The sequence below is a fragment of the Comamonas piscis genome, assembly GCF_014109725.1.
GTDB lineage: Bacteria > Pseudomonadota > Gammaproteobacteria > Burkholderiales > Burkholderiaceae_C > Comamonas > Comamonas piscis.
The window spans coordinates 46,402-65,503 of the sequence record NZ_CP058554.1 but is presented as its reverse complement, the minus strand read 5'-3'; the positions used below and the strand labels follow the sequence as shown (position 1 = coordinate 65,503).

The window sequence follows — 19,102 nt, the reverse complement described above, 5'->3', positions numbered from 1 at the left end:
CAGCAGCAACGCCGGTGGCTGCGTGCTAAGCTGGCTCCCCAATTTCTCTGTGTACCCCTTCCCACAAACAGGAGACCCCCATGCCAGGATTGCTACCCGACGTTGACCCCGATGGCCTGTTGGAGTTTTCGGTGGTCTACACCGACCGCGCGCTCAACCACATGTCGCACCGCTTTATCGGTGTGATGGGCGAAGTACTGCGCATCCTCAAGACCACCTACCACGCCCACACGGCGGTGATCGTGCCGGGCAGTGGCACCTTTGGCATGGAGGCAGTGGCCCGCCAGTTTGCCAACCAGGCCAAGGTGCTGATCGTGCGCAATGGCTGGTTCAGCTACCGCTGGACCCAGATTTTTGAAGAAGGTGGCTTGGGCGGCAGCGCGGTGATCTGCAAGGCCCGCCCGCAAGGCACAGGCCCCCAGGATGCCTGGGCGCCTTGCCCGGCCGAAGAGGTGGCAGCCGCCATCCGCAAGGACAAGCCCCAGGTGGTGTTTGCCCCGCATGTCGAGACGGCCAGCGGCATTGTGCTGCCCGATGACTACATCCAGACCATCAGCGCTGCCGCGCATGAGGTGGGCGCCTTGATGGTGCTCGACTGCGTGGCCAGCGGCGCCATCTGGGTGGACATGCAAAAGACCGGTGTCGATGTGCTGATCACCGCGCCGCAAAAGGGCTGGAGCGGCCCGCCTTGCTGCGCAATGGTGATGTTCTCCGAGCGCGCCCGCAAGGCCATCGAGGACACCAAGAGCAGCAGCTTCTCCTGCGATTTGAAGAAGTGGATGCAGATTGCCGAAGGCTACGAAAAGGGCCAGCATGCCTACCACGCCACCATGCCCACCGATTCGCTGGTGCAGCTCTGCGAGGTGATGCAGGAGGCCGAGGCCTATGGCCTGGACAAGCTGCGCGAAGAGCAGACCCAGCTGGGCCAGGAAGTGCGTGCGCTGCTGCAGTCACGTGGCTTCCCCAGCGTGGCGGCTGCGGGCTTTCAGGCGCCTGGCGTGGTCGTCAGCTTCACCACCGACCCCGAAATCCAGAACAGCAAGAAATTTGCCAGCGTGGGCCTGCAGACCGCTGCCGGCGTGCCGCTGATGTGCGACGAGGGTCCGGACTTCAAAACCTTCCGCATCGGCCTGTTTGGTCTCGACAAATGGCACAACGTGGAGCGCACCGTGGGCCATCTGCGCCAGGCGCTGGATGGTTTAGGTATCAAGGGTTAATTACTGTTTGAAGTCACGCTGCGCTGGCAATCCCGGTGCAGAATGCTGCTTGGTTTGACAACATTGGATTGGATTTCGCAATGAAAGCATTGACTGCCAGCGCCCTGTTCGCTGCCATCGCCCTGACCGCCGGTTTCGCCCAGGCCCAGAGCAAGCCTGTGACGACCCAGAGCGGCCTGGTGTTTGAAAGCATCAAGGATGGCACTGGCGCCAGCCCCAAGAAGACCGACACCGTCAAGGTGCACTACAAAGGCACCTTCCCCGACAGCGGCAAGGAGTTTGACAGCTCCTACAAGCGCGGTGAGCCGATCGAGTTCCCGCTGCAAGGCGTGATCCCCTGCTGGACCGAAGGCGTGCAGCTGATGAAGGTGGGCGGCAAGGCCAAGCTGACCTGCCCAGCCTCCATCGCCTACGGCGCCCGTGGCGCTGGCGGTGTGATCCCGCCCAATGCCACCTTGAACTTTGAAGTGGAACTGCTGGGCATCAAGGGCCAGTAAAACCTGCTGCTCCACAAGCTGAAAAGCCTCCGCGTCTTGCTGGCTCGGAGGCTATTTTGTTTAGTCGCCTTCCTCAGTCGCAGGAAACGCGTCCTGGTTTCGCAGCGCCTCGACCAAGGCCAAGGTGCCCGGGTAATCTGGAATCAGCCGGAGCGCAGCATTTTTAAGCTGGCCCAAGCGTTCACGACTCTTTAGCGTGCCTTGCGCATGTAGCAAAGCGGCTGCATCTACCAATTGCTGCAGCTCGTCTTGGGTTGGATTGGCAAGCAGAATCAAAGAGGAATAACGTTGAAACGCGCGTTTGGCGGCGGTGCGTTGCACACGGCATTCAGGGCAATGCACGCAGTCCGCGTCTACGTAAAACTGCAGCACCTCAAACCAGTGTTTTTGTTCGGCTGCAAAAAAGATGAAGGGGCGTTGGCAGTTGCGGCAAGTTTTGCGCATGTCGACATAGCACTCGCGCGGGAAAACATTGAAATGTTGCTTGCTGGTATCAGCCATCAGCACCGACTCAGGAAAGATGTCACTGGACCTATAGGACCAATGGCTCCGCAAAATTGTCTCTGTTGATACGCCTTTTACATCCGATGGTATCGGTTCACTCCCATAGCGCGGGTGCGGTACATAGTCGGCTGACTGACTGAGCTTTTTCTTTTTCATGTGCCTCCTGTGCGGATGCTGTCCCGCTTAGTGTCGCTCAACCCCCAGGCGCTTGGCCAGCCGCTGCAGATTGGCGCGGTCCAGTTGCAGTTCGCGCGCGGCTGCGGCCCAGTTGCCGTGGTGGCGGGCCAGGCTGGCACTGAGCAGTTGGCGCTCGTAGCGCTCCACTTGGGCGCGCAGGCCGGGGGTATCGGCACTGGCGGCTGGCCCTTCAGCCACTTCGGCAGTGGGCAGGGTCGCGATTAGGCCCGTTGCCTGATGGCCGGGTGGCAGCGGTGCGGCGGCTGCGCCGTCCCAGAGATCTTCCTCGCCAATGCTCAGCATGCGGGGCTTGGCGCTGTCCTTGCGCTGGCCCCGGGTGCGGCTCAGTGCTTTGAGCACCGCGCGGCTGATGCAGTGCTCCAGCTCGCGCACATTGCCGGGCCAGGGGTAGCGCAGCAGGGCGGCCTGGGCAGCGGCATCCAAGCGCAGGCCGCCCAGTTGCAGGCGGGCCCGGTTCTCTTCCAGAAAGCAGCCGGCGAGCACCAGGGTGTCGCTGTCCCGCAACCGCAGCGGTGGCACGACGACGGGGTAGACGCAGAGGCGGTGGTAGAAATCGGCGCGCATGCGGCCGGCCTGCACCTCGGCAGGCAGGTCGCGGTTGGTGGCCGCAATCACGCGCACATCGACCTGGTGCTCGCGGTCCGAGCCCAGGCGCTGCAGCTGGCCGCTTTGCAGCACACGCAGCAGCTTGGCCTGCACCGACAGCGACAGCTCTCCCACCTCGTCAAGGAACAAAGTGCCGTGCTGGGCCTGTTCAAACTTGCCACGCCGCTCGCTCAAAGCGCCGGTAAAGGCGCCGCGCACATGGCCAAACAGCTCGCTCTCAACCAGGTTGTCGGGCAGGGCTGCGCAGTTGATGCTGACCAGCGGTTGCGCTGCGCGCGGGGATTGCGCATGCACCGCCTGGGCCACCAGCTCCTTGCCGGTGCCGGTCTCGCCGGTGATCAGCACGCAGAGGTCGCTGGCGGCGACCAGCGCAATGCTGCTTTGCAATTGGCGGATCGCAGGGCTGGTGCCGAGGATCTGGCGGCTGCGATCGGCACTGGCGTTGCGCGGCGAGGGCGCAGTGGCACTGCGTGCGGCATGGGATAGCTGCTGCACCCGCTCGGCCGTGGCCACCGTGGCGGCGGCCAGGTTGCTGAAGGCCTGCAGCAGTTCGAGCGCATTGTCATCGGCAAAGCGGTTGGGCTCCAGCGCATCCAGGGTCAACAGGCCCCAGGCCAGGCCGCCGGTCTGCAGCACGCAGCCCATGCAGTCATGCACATGCAGCTCGCCCGGGGTGGTGATCAGGCCGTCATAGGGGTCGGGCAGGGGGCTGTCGGGCGCAAAGCGCATCGCCTGACCGGCCGCCAGCAGCTGGGCCAAGCGGGGGTGCTCGGCCACCTTGAAGCGCCGGCCCAGGGTATCGGGCACCAGGCCATCGATGGCCACCGGCTCCAGCCATTCGCCGTTGAGGCGCAGCAGTGCCACTGCATCGGCGGGCAGCAGGGTGCGCAAGGCGGCGAGCAGGCGGCGCAGGCGTTCGCGCTCGGGCAGTTCCTGGGCCAGGTCGGCCACCAGCGGAATGACGGCGTTGAGGATTTTGGAGGATGTCAAAACGACTCGAGGTGTCAAAAACACAGCATTAATCAGTTGTCAGTATGACTGCATGCATTGTGCAAGGTATTGATATTCCACAAACGCGGTGTTGGCACGTTGCATGCATTGTTAAGACCAACCACATGCAAGGAGAGTTAGATGCTGAGCGATAGCCAAAAACAGATCATCCAGGCCACCGTCCCCCTGCTGGAGACCGGCGGTGAGGCGCTGACCACGCATTTCTACCAAATGATGCTGAGCGAGTACCCCGAGGTGCGCCCGTTGTTCAACCAGGCCCACCAGCAAAGCGGTGCCCAGCCCCGCGCACTGGCCCACAGCGTGCTGATGTACGCCAAGCACATCGACAAGCTGGAGAACCTGGGCGACCTGCCCGCGCAGATCATCAACAAGCATGTGGCGCTGCAGGTCCAGCCGGACCAGTACCAGATCGTGGGCACTTGTTTGCTGCGCGCGATCCGCGAGGTGCTGGGCGCCGAGATTGCCACCGATGCGGTGATTGATGCCTGGGCAGCTGCCTACACCCAGCTGGCCGATATCCTGATCGCTGCCGAGGCCAAGGCCTATGACGACATTGCCCATGCCGAAGGCGGCTGGCGCGGTGCGCGTAATTTCAAGCTCGTGCAGAAGGTGGCCGAGAGCGCCGAGATCAGTTCCTTCTACCTGGAGCCGGTGGACGGCAAGGCGGTGATCGCCCACCAGCCGGGCCAGTACATCGGCCTGCGCGCCATCGTCGATGGCACCGAGCAGCGCCGCAACTACTCGCTGTCGGCCCCGAGCAATGGCCGCAGCTACCGCATTAGCGTCAAGCGCGAGCCCGGTGGCAAGGTCTCCAACTACCTGCATGACCTGCAAGTGGGCGACACCCTGGAGCTGTTTGCACCCGCCGGCCATTTCACCTTGCAGGTCAGCCAGCGCCCGCTGGTGCTGATCAGCGGCGGGGTGGGCATCACCCCCACCTTGCCGATGCTCGAAGCCGCGTTGCAGACCGACCGCCCCATCACCTTTATCCACTGCGCGCGGGACAGCGCCGTGCATGCCTTCCGCCCGCAGATCGATGCGCTGGCGCAGGCGCACAGCCAGCTGCAGCCGCTCTATGTGTATGACCAGGTGGCCGATGGTGAGGCGGTCGCTGCCCAGGGCCATCTGACCGAGGACCTGCTGGGCCAGTGGCTGCCGGCCTCGCGCGATGCCGATGTGTACTTTCTGGGCCCCAAGCCCTTTATGCGCTCGGTCAAGGCCTCGCTGCGCAAGCTGGGCGTGCCCGATGCCCAGGTGCGCTACGAGTTCTTTGGCCCGGCCGAGGCGCTGGCCTGATCGCGAACCCCTGAAGCACGCGCGGCCTTGAATGCGCCATGCAAAAAGCCGACCCACCCTGCCAGCATTGGCAAGGGTGGGTCGGCTTTTTTGGGTTCACCGGACTGCAGCGGGGGCAGCCCTGCGAGGCCCATCAGGTCAGGACTCAGTCCTTGTAATAGGCCTCGACCGTGCCCTTGATCTTGATCAGCAGCGGCTTGCCCTTGCGGTCCACGGTCTTGCCGGCGGGCACTTTCACCCAGCCTTCGCTCACGCAGTATTCCTCGACATCCACGCGCTCGGTGCCGTTGAAGCGGATGCCGATATCGTGGTCAAAAACCTCGCGCACAAAGTGTGGGCTCTTGGGGTCGATGGACAGGTGGTCGGGCAGTTCGGGGCGGGCAGTGGTATCGGTCATGGTTGGTGCAGAAGAGAACGCGGCCATCGGCCGCACAGGCCGACATTGTCCACACTTTGCGGGCACTGTGCCCAGGAATGGGCAACCGCGCTGTTGGCTGACTTGGCAAGCGCTGCTCCTTGCCGCTACAGTGGCCCGTATGCCTTTGCTACTGACACATGAGCAGCAACAACTGCTGCGCCGCGCCAAGCGCACGCCCCTGCTGCTATTGCTGGCCGTGGGCCTGCTGTTCGTCCTGACCAGCTGGTGCCTGGGCCAGCCTTTTGCGCAGTCGCCGCACTGGCAGCTGGCGCTGCGCTGCCTGCGCGCGATGACCGAGGCGGGCATGGTCGGCGCGCTGGCCGACTGGTTTGCGGTGGCGGCGCTGTTCAAGCACATTCCAATACCGTGGATCTCCCGGCACACGGCCATCATCCCGCGCAACAAGGACCGCATTGGCGAGAACCTGGCCGTGTTTGTGCGCGAGCGTTTTCTCGATGGCGACTCGCTGGTGCAGCTGGTGCGCACGCACCAGCCGGCCGATAAACTGGCGCAGTGGCTCAAGTCCCCCGCCAATGCCGAGCTGCTGGGCCACCAGGTGGCGCGCCTGGCCGCCGCCGCGCTGGCCACCGTGCAGGATGCGCAGGTGGAGCGCTTTATCAAGCTGGCGCTGCGCACTTTGCTGGGCCAGCTGGACCTGTCGCAGTCGCTGTCCAAGCTGCTGACGGTGTTGACCCACAATGGCCGCCACCAGGTGCTGTTGGCGCAGGCGCTGGACAAGCTGGTCGAGCTGCTGCACGAGGCCGAGACGCGGACCCTGATCGCGCAGACCATTGCGCATTGGCTCAAGACCGAGCACCCGATGAAGGAAAAAATGCTGCCCACCGGTTGGCTCAGTGACAAGGGCTCGGCGATGATCGCCAGCAGCCTGGAGCACCTGCTCGATGCGATTGCCGACAACCCCAGCCATGTGCTGCGCGCCAAGTTTGACCAGACCATGCAGGAATGGGTAGAGCGCCTGGCCCAGGACCCCGCCTGGCATGCCAAGGGCGAGGAAGTGCGCCGCTACCTGCAGCACGACCCTGCCGTGGGCACGTATGTGCAGGAGCTGTGGCAAAGCCTGCGTGCCAGCCTGCAGGCCGACCTGGCCAACGAGCATTCGGCCATGTCGCGCAATGTGCGCGGCATGGGCCTGTGGCTGGGCAAATCGCTGGCGGGTGACCCGGCCTTGCGCAGCGCGCTGAACACCCGCATGGAGCTCTGGGTGCAGGAGCTGGCGCCCGAGATCTCGCAGTTCTTCGGCACCCATATTGCCGATACCGTCAAGCGCTGGGACGCGCGTGAGCTGGGCGAGCTGATCGAGTGGAACATTGGCCGCGACCTGCAGTACATCCGCATCAATGGCACCTTGGTGGGCGGTTTGATCGGCTTTGTGCTGTTCTGGCTGGGCTGGCTGCTGAACCATTTGGGTGCTGGCACGGTGTAGGCATAACAGCGACAGCTGGGTACCAAAGTGCTTCATCGCAGCTTCACATTAGTCAACACTTCTTTATCGTTGGATATAATAAGAAGCATTCGCATTTGTTGATTGTCCCTCGACTATTTTTCGTTGCCCAGCCAGATGGCGCCTCTGCCATCTCCATGCCGCACAGCCCGGCATGCACGCCAGGACGGCCCAGCCGCAAGCACTTGCTGCCTGCCCCGCCGTGACTGACACCGCCAAACCCCGCGAATAAACGCCGGCCCTGGGCCTGCGCTTTGCCTGAATGCCACGAGCGCTCTGGCGGCGCAGCCATGCGCCAACCTTGTTGATGAACCGGAGCTTTTTCCATGACCGCCCGCCCGCTTTCTGCAGCTTTTGCTGCAGCCCGCGCTGCCCGCCCAACCTCGCTGCTGCATGCAGGCCCGTCGCCCCGCAGTGCCGTGCCCCATGCATGGCGCGCCACCGCGCTGGTGGCCGCAGCCATGCTGAGCGGCCCAGCCATGGCGCAGGCCCAGGCGAACGTGGACGCGGACAAGACCTTGTCGACCGTGGTGGTGACGGCATCGGGCTTTGAGCAGGCGGTGGAAGATGCGCCGGCCTCGATCACCGTGATTCCGCGCCAGGAGCTGGAGAAAAAGGCCTACCGCGATGTGACCGATGCGCTGCGCGATGTCCCCGGCGTGGTCATCACCGGAGGCGGCAGCTCCAGCGATATCAGCATCCGGGGCATGGCCTCGAACTACACGATGATCCTGGTGGATGGCAAGCCGCAAAACTCGCGCGAGACCCGCCCCAACAGCGATGGCGCCGGCATCGAGCAAGGCTGGCTGCCACCCCTGAGCGCCATCGAACGCATCGAGGTGGTGCGGGGCCCCATGTCCTCGCTCTACGGATCGGATGCGATGGGTGGTGTGGTCAACATCATCACGCGCAAGGTGGCCAAGCAATGGACGGGTACCTTGAGCGCCGAGACCACGCAGCAGGAATCCTCATCGTCGGGCGATATCTACCAGAGCAACTTCTACCTGGCCGGCCCGATCAAGAGCGATGTGCTGGGCCTGCAGATCTACGGCCAGAAATCGCGCCGCCTGGAGGACAAGTTTGTCGGCGGCTTTAACGAGCAGGACAGCAGCTCGGGGACGGCCAAGCTGACCCTCACCCCGAACAAGGACCACGACCTGGCGCTGGAAGTGGGCCGCACCCTGCAGGACCGCTATGCAACGGCCGGCAAGAGCGCGAGCCGTGCCTCCAGCTTCTCGGACTACTCCCGCAACCACTTCGCCATCTCGCACACCGGACGCTGGGGCTTTGGCACCTCGACCACCTACCTGCAGCACGAAGAGATCGACAACCCCGGCCGCGAAATGCAGCTGAAGAACACTGAGTTCAACAGCCAGATGGTGATGCCGATTGGCGAGCGCAACCTGACCACCGTGGGCCTGAGCTACAAGCATGAGAAGCTGATGGACAACGGCAACCAGATGAAGGTGGACAACCCCATCAACACGCTCAAGCGCTACCAGTGGGCGCTGTTTGCCGAGAACGAATGGCGGGTGACCGATGCGATTGCGCTGACCACCGGCCTGCGCATGAACCATGACCAGAACTACGGCACCGACTGGACGCCGCGGGTGTACGGCGTCTGGCATGCGACGCCAGAATGGAGCGTCAAGGGCGGTATCTCGACCGGCTTCAAATCGCCTAGCCTGCGCGCTGCGGTGGCCGATTGGGGCCAGATCACTGGCGGCGGAGGTGACCCGGCCATCATCCGGGGCAACCCCGACCTCAAGCCCGAAAAGAGCACCAGCCAGGAGCTGGGTGTGATCTGGGACAACCGCCGCGATTTCAGCGGCAGCCTGACCCTGTTCAACACCAACTTCAAGGACAAGATCACCGAAGTGCGCAGCTGTGAAGACACCGAGGGCGGCGGCCGCGCCATCGTCACCGGCAACTGCACCGTGCTGGGCACGCCCTACAAGTTCATCAGCGACCGCACCAATGTGGACAAGGCCACCATGCGCGGCGTGGAGGCCACCGCCACCTGGAAGGCCAGCGAAGCGCTGCGCCTGGCTACCAACTACACCTTCACCCGCTCGGAGCAAAAGAGTGGCAGCTTTGCCGGTCAGCCGCTCAACAAGATGCCCAAGCACATGCTCAATGCCACCCTGGACTGGCAGAGCACCGACAAGCTGGGCGTGTGGAGCCGTCTCAACTTCCGAGGCAAAAGCTCGGACTATCTGAGCCGCACCTCGATGGCCAAGGGCACGCCGTCCTTCACCTTCATGGACCTGGGCCTGAACTATGCCTACAGCAAGGATGTGCGCTTCAGCACCGGCATCTACAACCTGTTTGACAAGCGGGTCGATACCGCCACCTACGACGCGGTCTATGACGGCCGCCGTTACTGGGCCAAAGTCACGGTCGGCTTCTAAGTTTGTAGCTTTTAAACCATAGCCAGGCGCCGGCGCCAACGGAGGGTGCCAGCGCTCGCAAACCCGCGCCCCGCTTGGTTGTCATGCCAGCGCAGAGGGGCGCGGGTTAGTTGCGTCCGTAATAACTTTACAGTTGCGAAACTTCGCAAACCGTAACAATTCTTCATCAAACTCTATAATGAGAATTATTCGCATACAAACGTCTCGCGTTTTCCCTTGCTGCCCATCGCTGAATGCGGCAGCCATGCCCCCACCGGGCGGTGCCCTGACAAGCGCCGTGGCCGCCGACCCGCACAACAAGCGAAGCATCGCTGGCCCGCCGCCAGCACCAGTCGATGGCCGCCATCGGCGGGTGCCCAGGCGTGGCTGTTGACCACCTCATTACTGAGAAATTCCATGTTTTCCTCTGCCACATTGGCAGCAGGTCGTGCGCCAGCACGGTCTCTGCGTTTTGATATCCACCGGCTGCCATCGGCACCCCAGCGCCATGCACTGCGCGCCATCGCAGGCGTGGTGGCCGGCATGCTGGTCCATGGCGCTGCGGCAGCGCAAGCGGCCGATGCCGCAGAGCCAACGGCCCCCGAAAAGACGCTGGGCACCGTGGTGGTGACGGCGGCAGGCTTTGAGCAAGAGGTAACCCAGGCACCGGCATCGATCACCGTGATCCCGCGCGAGAAGCTGGAGCAGGGCGCGTACAGCAACTTGCACGATGCCCTGCGCGATGTGCCGGGCGTCATCATGACCCCGTCGGACAACAACTCCAACGACATCAGCCTGCGCGGGATGGGTGCCAACTACACCTTGATCCTCGTGGATGGCAAGCGCATGAGTACGCGCGAGACGCAGACCAATGGCTCGACGGGAACTGACCAAAGCTGGGTGCCGCCGCTCGAAGCCATTGAGCGCATCGAGGTGGTGCGCGGGCCCATGTCCTCGCTTTACGGATCGGATGCGATGGGCGGCGTGGTGAACATCATCACGCGCAAGGTGGCCAAGCAGTGGCATGGCTCGCTGCGCGCCGATGCCACCTTGCAAGAGCGCTCCGAATCCGGCAATGCCTACCAGAGCAACTTCTACCTGTCGGGCCCGATCAAGGAAGAGTTGCTGGGCATCAGCCTCTACGGCAACTACAGCAAGCGCGACGAAGACCGCATCTACCAGGGCTACAACGACAGCGACACCAAGGCGCTCAACGCCCGCATTGCGCTGACCCCGAACAAAGACCACGACATCATTGCCGAGCTGGGCTCGGCCAAGCAGCACTTTATCTCCACCCCCGGCAAAACCTTGCTGGAGACGGGCGAGCTGTCGGACCGCAAGTTCGAGCGCGAGAACTACTCTTTGCAGCACAAAGGCCGCTGGGGCTGGGCCTCGTCGGATACCTATGTGCAGCATGAGAAGACCCGCAACATCTCGCGCGAGATGACCATCAAGAACACGGTGGCCAACAGCAGCTGGGTGCTTCCGGTGGGCGAGGCGCACATCGTCAGCACCGGCCTGTACTACAACAAACAGGACCTGACCGACACCACCACCAACACCTTGCCCGGCAGCAACCGTACCACCGCCAACCGCACCCAGTACGCCTGGTTTGTCGAAGACGAATGGCGCCTGCGCGAGGACTTTGCGCTGACCGGCGGCCTGCGTTTTGACGACGACAGCAAGGGTGGATCGCAGTGGAGCCCGCGCCTCTATGGCGTGTGGAACCTGAACCCGCGCTGGACCGTCAAGGGCGGCGTCTCCACCGGCTTCCGCGCGCCATCCTTGCGCCAGACCCTGGGCGACTGGGGCCAGGCCAGCCGGGGCGGCAATATCTATGGCAACCCGGATCTGAAGCCGGAGAAATCGCTGTCCAAGGAAGTGGGGGTGCTCTACAACGATGGTGCCGGCCTGTCGGCCGGTCTGACCGTGTTTGACAACGACTTCCGCGACAAGATCACCCGCATTGCCTGCCCGGAATGCGGTCCCTTGAATGCGTCCGGCAACACGCCCACCACCAATATCAATATCGACAAGGCGGTGACGCGCGGCATCGAGGCAACGTTGACCATGCCGCTGGCGCGCAGCCTGGATCTGAACTCCAGCTACACCTTCACCAAGTCGGAGCAAAAGAGCGGCGAGTTTGCTGGCCAGCCGCTGTCGCAGCTGCCGCGCCACATGCTCAATGTCGCCCTGGATTGGAAGCCGTCTGACCGCTGGAACGGCTGGACCAAGCTGTCCTACCGTGGCAAGGAAAGCCAGCCTACCGGCGGCCGCTCCTCGCGCACCTGGGTCGCTGGCAGCTATGCCATGTTCGATGTGGGTGGCTCGTTCCACTACAACAAGAACACCACTTTCTTCGCCGGTATCTACAACCTGTTTGACAAGGATGTGTACTACGAAGACTACGCCACCGTGCAGGACGGGCGCCGTTACTGGGTCGGCATGAACCTGAAGTTCTAACGCCAGCACGCGGCGCCCCGCATTGTTGCCGGCGCCGCACCCTCGCATTGATTCGCATCTTTTGGAGATAGACATGACCCAGCCATTGACCACGGCCTGCTGGCGCGCCAGCGCCGCTGCCGCCCTCGCCACGTCGCTGTTTGCTGCCCCGGCAGCCTTTGCCCAAGCCACCCCCTCCACCCCCAAGGCCCCGGCAACCATCACCGTGCAACACGCCAAGGGCAGCACGGCAGTGCCCTTAGCGCCCCAACGCGTGGTGGTGTATGACCTGGCATCGCTGGACACGATGCAGGCGCTGAACCTGCCGGTGACGGCCTTGGCCAAGGCCAACTTCCCCGGCTATATGCAGGCCTATGCCGATGCGCGCTACCTGCCAGCGGGCACCCTGTTCGAGCCCGACTATGACGCGCTGAGCCAGATCCGCCCGGACCTGATCGTTGTGGCAGGCCGCAGCGCCGGCAAGTACGACGTCTTGAGCAAGATTGCGCCCACGGTGGACCTGAGCGTCAACAACCAGCAGCTGCTGGCCGATATGCAGCGCAATGTGGTGGCGCTGGCATCGCTGTGGGGCAAGCAGGCCCAGGGCGAGCAGCTGATGCAGCGGGTGCGCAGCGAGGTGGAGAGCACCCGCGCACTGGCCCAGCAGCAGGCGCCCGGCCTCTTGGTGCTGGCTATCAGCACGATGATCAATGCCCAGCCCCCCGGCGCACGCTTTGGCCTGCTGCACGATGTTCTGGGCGTCCAACCTGCCATCCCTGCCGATGCCAGCAAGCCGCGCGGCGTGCCGATGAAGATGGAAGACATCAGCCAGCTCAACCCCGCCTGGCTCTACGTGATCGACCGCAATGCCGGCACCGGCAGCACCACCGGCCGCGATGGCAAGCCCGTCGTTGCCAGCACCGAGCTGTTCAACAACGAAGCCATCCGCAGCAGCGCCGCCGGCCAGCAGGGCCGGGTGGTGTTTTTGGATCCGCAGGTCTGGTACCTGCTGGGTGTGGCAGGCCCGCAGGCCATGCTGCAAACGACGGCGCAGTTGAAGCGTGCCTGGAGCCAACGCTGAGCCGCTCAGCCTTGAATCACCAAGCCTAAGAGCCGTTTGAGACCTGCGCCCAGAAGGAATCTAGTCGGGGGTCTGGTCGCCAGATTCCTGGGTTTGGTCGCCGCCCGATGCCAGATGCTGGCCGATTTGCATCCAGGCCTCGGCCGCCTCGGCATCGCCGGCATAGTGGTGGCAGCTGGCGGCGGCCATCGCCAGGCGGGCATTGCGCGGGTCCAGGTCAAAGGCCAGCTCGTTCTGGGCAGCGGCGTTCTGCCACATCACCGTGGCATTGGGCGAGCCCTCCTTGTGCAAGGCATGGGCTTCGGCCATCCAGGCCTGCGCCAGGCGCATTGCGGCTTCGGGCTGGTTGCGGTCGGCCTGGTGGGCACGGTAGAAAGCCTGGCCCGCCTGCTGCCACAAGGCGCGGGCGGCGGCGAAATCCGTGGTGGCAATCTTTTGCGCTTCGGCAACGAATTGCTTGCCGGCGTCGAGGTGGGGGCTGTGGCTGTCTGCGGTCATGGGGCTGCGATGGTAGCAGCGATGGCAAGGGCTTGCAGGGCACTAGCCACCGCGCTGACCGTTTAGCTGTGTTGGATGCGGGTTCCTAGCAAGGCCAAAAACTGCGCCAGCCACTGCGGATGGGCTGGCCAGGCGGGGGCGCTCACCAGGTTGCCATCGGTATAGGCCTGGTCCACCGCGATATCGGCATAGGTGCCGCCGGCCAGCACCACCTCGGCCTTGCAGGCCGGGTAGGCCGAACAGGTACGGCCTTGGAGCACACCGGCGCCCGCCAGCAGCTGCGCGCCATGGCAGACGGCCGCGACGGGCTTGTTGGCCGTGAAGAAATGGCGCACGGCGGCCAGCACCGCCTCGTTGTTGCGCAGGTACTCGGGGCCGCGTCCGCCGGGGATCACCAGCGCGTCATAGTCTTCGGCCCGGATGTCGGCAAAGCTCGCGTTCAACGTGAAGTTGTGGCCGGGCTTTTCGCTGTAGGTCTGCGCACCTTCAAAGTCATGGATCGCCGTCTTGATATGGTCGCCGGCTTTCTTGTCCGGGCAGACCGCGTGGACCTGGTGGCCGACGGCCAGCAAGGTCTGGAAGGGCACCATGGTTTCGTAGTCCTCGCAGTAGTCACCACAGATCATCAGGATTTTCTTGGCCGGCATAGGGTCTCCAACGTTGGGTTCAGGCGGGTCTGCCTGCGCCATTGTGGGCCGAGCCGGCGGAGATGCCAAGGGCGGCCGCTGCGGGCAAAAAAAACCCTGCTCAGGGAGCAGGGTGGCAAAAGATGGCTTGGAGCCACCGCATGCTGTGGCGTGCATCGCATGCAGGCCACTTGTTGGGCGCAGCGCAGGCGCTGCGCGCTTCTCCTCACAAGACAATCAGAACTTGTAGGTGACGTACAGGAACGGAATGATCGGGTCCAGGGTCAGGCGGGTCTGCGAGACCGCCACCTTGTTGCCATTGACCGTCGTGGTCAGCTTGGCATCGGTCTTCATCGGCACATAGGACACCGAGAAGGTGATACCCCAGTTTTTGTCGATGGCGTAGTTGGCGCCAATGTTCAAGACCGGCGCCCATTGGCTGTCGATCTTGGCGGTGGTCTTGGCCACACCGGGAGGCGCACCAATGGCACCACCCAAGGTGTTCTGCAGGCCACTACTCAGCCGCACACTGCGGAACTGCGAGTAGGTTACACCCAGGCCCAGCGAAACGCGGAACTTGTCATCGGCATTGCCAAAGAAGTACTTGCCCAGCAGCGAAGGCGCATACAGGCGGGCATTGCCCAGCTCGCCAATGGGCGCCAAGGTACCAGCGCCATTGAGCTTGAGGCGCGGCGGAATGCCCAGCACGCCTTCGACCGCCCAGTTGTCGGTCAGGAAGTAGTGCACGTTCAAGCCCAAGGTGGTGGAGCTTTTCAGATCGGCGCCTGAGCCAGCGATCTGGCGTTCAAAGGGCTCCGTGAAGGTCAGCGGCTTGCTCTTGTCCTGGGGCGAATAATTGAGCGCCCCGGCACCTAACACCCAGTCGCCCGCCTTTTGTGCGTAAGCGCTGCTTGCGAGCAAGGCGGTGGCTGCCAGCCACATCCATTTTTTGGCCTGTTTCATTGCTTTGTCTCCTTGGGTTGCTGTTTGAACGATCGTCAAATCTGGCTTGTCTCGAAGACAGAGCATAGGAAGACCGGCCGGCCATGTCGACAGGGTAAGCGCTGAATTTCAGCAAAAAAAGCACACTCGTTCTAATTTGTGGCGACCTGGGGAAAACGCAGATGGGAAAGGGCGGGAGTTTGTTGTAAAAGCACACCTTTCTTACGCAGGCGCCTGTGGATCTGCGGCGGGGATTTTCCACGCGGGAGGGGTCTAAACCGCGACTGATCCGGATGCACAACCCCCATGCAGCAGTCCAAACATGTCATACAAACCAGCTAGCCTTAACGATCGGTTTCGTGTTCCACCTGTCCTGCAAAGTCCTGCACAGAGCCCTCGTAGGGCTGGTTGTTGGCATCAAGCAGGCTCTGGCGAATGGCAGGCGAGCGAAGGGCTTGCTCGATCAAGGCGTGAACGCGCATTACCACCTGGGAGGGCGTACCCGGTGGGGCGAAGAGCCCGAACAAGGAATCCAGATTCGCAGATGGGTAACCCAGCTCTGCGAGGGTTGGCACCTCTGGGAGCACGGGCAGGCGGCGCGGCGCGCCTACCGCCAAGGCCTTGAAGCGCCCGTCACGCAAGGCGCTGAGTTGGCTCGGTGCGACGTTGGTCGACAGCAGCTCGAAGTGGCCACCGAGTGCATCCGTCAATTGCTGCCCGCCACCCTTGTACGGAATATGGATGATGCGCAGGCCCGCAAGCTGACTCACGCGTTGCAGCACGGTGTGCCCTGTCGTGCCTTCACCGGTCGTCGCCCAGCGCAGCATGCCGGGGTGCTTGCGTGCCGCTTCGATCATGTCGGCGAAAGTAGAGGCTTGGAGCGCGGAGGTGCCGACTAAGAGCAGCGGCGTGCGCATGACACCCGCCACGGGCTGCACCGGCAATGGCGCAGCGGCTGCGGACCTGGGGGCACGCCGCGCAGCCGCGTGGCGCAGCAGGCCCACCGCAGCGGCGGCGGTAAAGACCAGCGTTTGGCCGTCGGGCGGACTGCGTTGCAGGAGTTCCAGCGCCAAGGTCCCACTCGCGCCGGACCGGTTCTCGACGATCACCGGCGTCTGGAGCTGATCGGCCATGGCTTTGGCCAAGGCGCGCGCTACCAGATCGCTCACACCGCCGGGTGGATAGGCCACCAGAATCTTGAGACCAGCGCCTGGCCTTCTCTGGGCGGCCCAGCCCTTCGGGATCAGGAGCGATGCGCCCATCAAGCCGCTCAGGAGCATGGCCCTGCGCGACCATCGTTGGGTGTTTGCCGGGCTCAGCTTGGGCCATGCGGACATAGGTTCACCTGCTTTTGGAGGCATGGCGTTTGGCCAGCTTCTTGGCCAAGGCGATCACCGTGCCCAGCGGGCCATCGCAGTCATGCGCGCGGTACACCAAGGTCAGCGGCGCCCATAGATCGAGGGACGGATCAAGCGAGCGATACACCACGGCATGGCGATGTGACCCTTTGATCGATGCCGGAACAATGGACAAGCCCACGCCTGCAGCCACCAGGTTCACATTGGTCATCATGCGCTCGACTTCGGCGGCCACCTCCACATGGACATGGCGTTGTGCACACAGCGCCAGCAGATTGGCATACAGGCCCGGCGCACCGGGCCTGCGCACCAGCACCAGTTTCTCGCCATCGAGCTCCTCCAGCATGACGGGCTGGGCGCTGTTGTGCGCCAATCGGTGGTCCACCGGAATGGCCAACAGCGCTTCTTCCTGCAGCAGGGGCTCGAACGCCAATCCCTCCGGGTGTGCCACCGGAACGCGCAAAAAGCCGCAATGCAGACGTTGGGCCGCGACGGCTTCGGTGATTTCCGCGGCGTTGTTCTCGCTGACGCTCAGCAGGATGTCGGGGTGCGACTTGCGGCAGGTGCGCAGCACTTCCGGAGTGAACGCATGTGCCGCCGCCGAGCTGGTGAAGCCTATGCGCAGATGGCCCCGCTCGCCGCGCGCAAACGCCTCGATGCGCTGCTGCATGGCAGCAAAGTCGCCAAGCAGCCGTTCGGCTTCTGCGCGCAACGCATGACCGAGATCGGTGAGATCCACGCCTTTGGGATGGCGACGAAACAGCGCGCTGCCCAGCTCGTTCTCCAGCGCCAGAATCTGCTGCGACAACGGCGGCTGCTGGATGCCCAGGCGCTCTGCGGCACGCGTGATGTGGCCGCATTCGGCCACCGCAAGAAAATACCGGAGATGACGCAATTCCATATATTTAAAAAGTATGCAGTTGATATCTTAGAAATCTTTGAAATATTTCGCAAGCCGACCAAGAATAGCGAAGCCCTCGAAAACCAAGCGCTGGTCCGCCAGTCGTGCGGGGAGCCTCAGACATAAAAAACGCTTGATAGGAGACAAAACCATGAAATCACATCTTCCCAAACTCGGCCTGCCCCTGCTGGCGCTGCTCGCGCTCAGCGGCTGCGGCGACGGCTCCCTGGTGTTGCAAGGGCCCTCCACGTCCGACGAGGCAGCGCCGGTTGTGGCCACCTGCCCTGCCGATGTTCCCACCGACGCGAAATGCCTGTCCGGCCGCGACTCCAAGGGCGCGTTCTACATGATTGCGGTGCCGGCGAAATGGAATGGCATCCTGGTGATGCATGCGCATGGAGGCCCCGATCTGGCCGCGCCCGATCTGGACCGCTCCATGGAAGACCTGACCCGCTGGTCCATCATGGTGAAATCCGGCTACGCATGGGCGGGCTCGTCCTACCGCCAGGGCGGTGTCGAAGTGCGCGCTGCCGCCGAAGACACGGAACGTCTGCGCGGCATCTTCCGCAAGCATGTGGCGATCCCCAGCAAGACCATCTTGCATGGCCAGTCATGGGGCGCTGGCGTGGCGGCCAAGGGCGCGGAGATGTTCACGGTAGATACCGTGGGCGAGCGTCCCTATGATGGCGTTTTGCTCACCAGCGGCGTGCTGGGTGGGGGCACACGTTCCTACGATTTCCGGCTTGATCTGCGCGTGGTCTACCAGTACCTGTGTGGCAACCACCCACGCCCCAGCGAGCAGCCTTACGCACTCAACCTCGGCTTGCCCGCCAATGTCACGATGAAGCAGGCGGATGTGGCGCTGCGTGTGAACGAATGCCTGGCGCTCAACAAGCCCGCTGCCGAGCGCACCCCCGAGCAGAAGGCCAAGATCCAGACGATTGTCAATGTGATCAAAATTCCGGAGAGCGCCATCCAGTCGCACATGAACTGGGCGACCATGCACTTCCAGGATATCTCCGCCAAGCGCACCGGCGGCGAGAGCCCGTTCGGCAATGAAGGCGCGGTCTACAGCGGCTCTGGGGACGATGCCGCCCTGAATGCCGGCGTGCTGCGCTACAAGGCCAACCCTGCCGCCTACCAGAAGTTTGCCGCCGACACCGACCCGGTCGGTAAGATCCCTGTGCCGGTGCTCTCGACCAAATGGATCAGCGACCCGACCGCGTTTGTGGAGCTTGATTCTCGTTTCCGCGAGGTGATGCAAGAAGGCGGCAGTGCTGCTCGTCTGGTGCAGACCTTCACCACCAATGGCACCCACAGCTTTATCAGCGATCCCACCTATCCCACACTGATGGACGCGCTGCTGCAGTGGGTGAACACGGGTACAAAACCCACGCCTGCCGGTATCGCCAGTGCCTGCCTGGGCATGGAGGCTACCTACGGCAAGGGCTGTAGCTTTGATGCGAGCTACACGTCACCGGCGCTGTCCACACGCGTCGTTCCACGCCAACGTCCGCAGTGATTGCTGCTGGCGCTGCCCCCGGTGCTTGGGTGCCACAGGCAAGCGGGCCATGATTTTTGCACTGGCCCAAGCTATGGCCGGTGCAAAACTTGCTGCAAAACACGGCACACCGGGCCGTGTTTCTGCGACTGCC

General features: G+C 63.4%; 16 protein-coding genes. 8 read left to right on the top strand and 8 right to left on the bottom strand.

From position 1 onward, the window contains the following. Window positions 1-80 precede the first annotated feature (80 nt). Together HS961_RS00285 and HS961_RS00280 are read left to right on the top strand one after the other, a co-directional pair. Complete coding sequence (locus tag HS961_RS00285; RefSeq protein WP_182325845.1) at window positions 81-1,217, top strand: pyridoxal-phosphate-dependent aminotransferase family protein; 1,137 nt, start codon at window positions 81-83, stop codon at window positions 1,215-1,217. An 80-nt stretch (window positions 1,218-1,297) separates the two neighbouring features. After that, window positions 1,298-1,714 (top strand): FKBP-type peptidyl-prolyl cis-trans isomerase, encoded by a 417-nt coding sequence (locus HS961_RS00280; RefSeq protein ID WP_182325844.1) that lies wholly within the window; start codon window positions 1,298-1,300, stop codon window positions 1,712-1,714. A gap of 60 nt (window positions 1,715-1,774) precedes the next feature. On the opposite strand, the gene HS961_RS00275 is transcribed toward HS961_RS00280, so the two are convergent. Together HS961_RS00275 and norR are read right to left on the bottom strand one after the other, a co-directional pair. Then, window positions 1,775-2,374, bottom strand: coding sequence for a zinc-ribbon domain containing protein (locus HS961_RS00275; RefSeq protein ID WP_182325843.1), 600 nt, complete (start codon window positions 2,372-2,374; stop codon window positions 1,775-1,777). Window positions 2,375-2,401: 27 nt separating this feature from the next. Further along, on the bottom strand, window positions 2,402-4,012 hold the full coding sequence (gene norR, locus HS961_RS00270) for a nitric oxide reductase transcriptional regulator NorR (protein WP_182325842.1): 1,611 nt from the start codon (window positions 4,010-4,012) through the stop codon (window positions 2,402-2,404). Window positions 4,013-4,153: 141 nt separating this feature from the next. Between norR and hmpA the strand changes: the two genes are divergently transcribed. Continuing rightward, window positions 4,154-5,329, top strand: coding sequence for an NO-inducible flavohemoprotein (gene hmpA / locus HS961_RS00265; RefSeq protein ID WP_182325841.1), 1,176 nt, complete (start codon window positions 4,154-4,156; stop codon window positions 5,327-5,329). A 145-nt stretch (window positions 5,330-5,474) separates the two neighbouring features. Here the strand turns inward: hmpA and HS961_RS00260 are convergent, their stop codons facing one another. Next, the gene (locus HS961_RS00260) at window positions 5,475-5,726 is read right to left on the bottom strand and encodes a DUF3297 family protein (protein ID WP_182325840.1); all 252 of its coding nucleotides are present in this window, start codon (window positions 5,724-5,726) and stop codon (window positions 5,475-5,477) included. A gap of 139 nt (window positions 5,727-5,865) precedes the next feature. Between HS961_RS00260 and HS961_RS00255 the strand changes: the two genes are divergently transcribed. The 4 genes from HS961_RS00255 (at window position 5,866) to HS961_RS00240 (ending at window position 13,122) form a co-directional block, all read left to right on the top strand. Continuing rightward, window positions 5,866-7,191: a DUF445 domain-containing protein gene (locus tag HS961_RS00255; protein ID WP_182325839.1), complete on the top strand. Its 1,326-nt coding sequence runs from the start codon at window positions 5,866-5,868 to the stop codon at window positions 7,189-7,191. A 344-nt stretch (window positions 7,192-7,535) separates the two neighbouring features. Beyond that, on the top strand, window positions 7,536-9,620 hold the full coding sequence (locus HS961_RS00250) for a ligand-gated channel protein (protein ID WP_182325838.1): 2,085 nt from the start codon (window positions 7,536-7,538) through the stop codon (window positions 9,618-9,620). A gap of 522 nt (window positions 9,621-10,142) precedes the next feature. Continuing rightward, the gene (locus HS961_RS00245) at window positions 10,143-12,062 is read left to right on the top strand and encodes a ligand-gated channel protein (RefSeq protein ID WP_182328044.1); all 1,920 of its coding nucleotides are present in this window, start codon (window positions 10,143-10,145) and stop codon (window positions 12,060-12,062) included. Window positions 12,063-12,135: 73 nt separating this feature from the next. Further along, window positions 12,136-13,122, top strand: coding sequence for a siderophore ABC transporter substrate-binding protein (locus HS961_RS00240; protein ID WP_182325837.1), 987 nt, complete (start codon window positions 12,136-12,138; stop codon window positions 13,120-13,122). 60 nt (window positions 13,123-13,182) lie between these two features. Here HS961_RS00240 and HS961_RS00235 read toward each other — a convergent pair whose 3' ends face one another. From HS961_RS00235 to HS961_RS00215, 5 genes are all read right to left on the bottom strand, one after another. Then, window positions 13,183-13,620 carry a hypothetical protein gene (locus tag HS961_RS00235; RefSeq protein WP_182325836.1) on the bottom strand — a complete coding sequence of 146 codons (438 nt, stop codon included), beginning with the start codon at window positions 13,618-13,620 and terminating at the stop codon, window positions 13,183-13,185. Between the two features lie 62 nt (window positions 13,621-13,682). Continuing rightward, window positions 13,683-14,267, bottom strand: coding sequence for a DJ-1/PfpI family protein (locus HS961_RS00230; protein WP_182325835.1), 585 nt, complete (start codon window positions 14,265-14,267; stop codon window positions 13,683-13,685). 216 nt (window positions 14,268-14,483) lie between these two features. Next, window positions 14,484-15,209 (bottom strand): OmpW/AlkL family protein, encoded by a 726-nt coding sequence (locus tag HS961_RS00225; protein WP_182325834.1) that lies wholly within the window; start codon window positions 15,207-15,209, stop codon window positions 14,484-14,486. Window positions 15,210-15,532: 323 nt separating this feature from the next. Next, complete coding sequence (locus tag HS961_RS00220; protein WP_238347725.1) at window positions 15,533-16,450, bottom strand: tripartite tricarboxylate transporter substrate binding protein; 918 nt, start codon at window positions 16,448-16,450, stop codon at window positions 15,533-15,535. A 79-nt stretch (window positions 16,451-16,529) separates the two neighbouring features. Beyond that, a complete protein-coding gene (locus tag HS961_RS00215) occupies window positions 16,530-17,447 on the bottom strand; it encodes a LysR family transcriptional regulator (RefSeq protein WP_182325833.1) in 918 nt (305 codons plus the stop codon). Between the two features lie 151 nt (window positions 17,448-17,598). Between HS961_RS00215 and HS961_RS00210 the strand changes: the two genes are divergently transcribed. Then, window positions 17,599-18,969: a hypothetical protein gene (locus tag HS961_RS00210; RefSeq protein WP_182325832.1), complete on the top strand. Its 1,371-nt coding sequence runs from the start codon at window positions 17,599-17,601 to the stop codon at window positions 18,967-18,969. Window positions 18,970-19,102 lie beyond the last annotated feature (133 nt).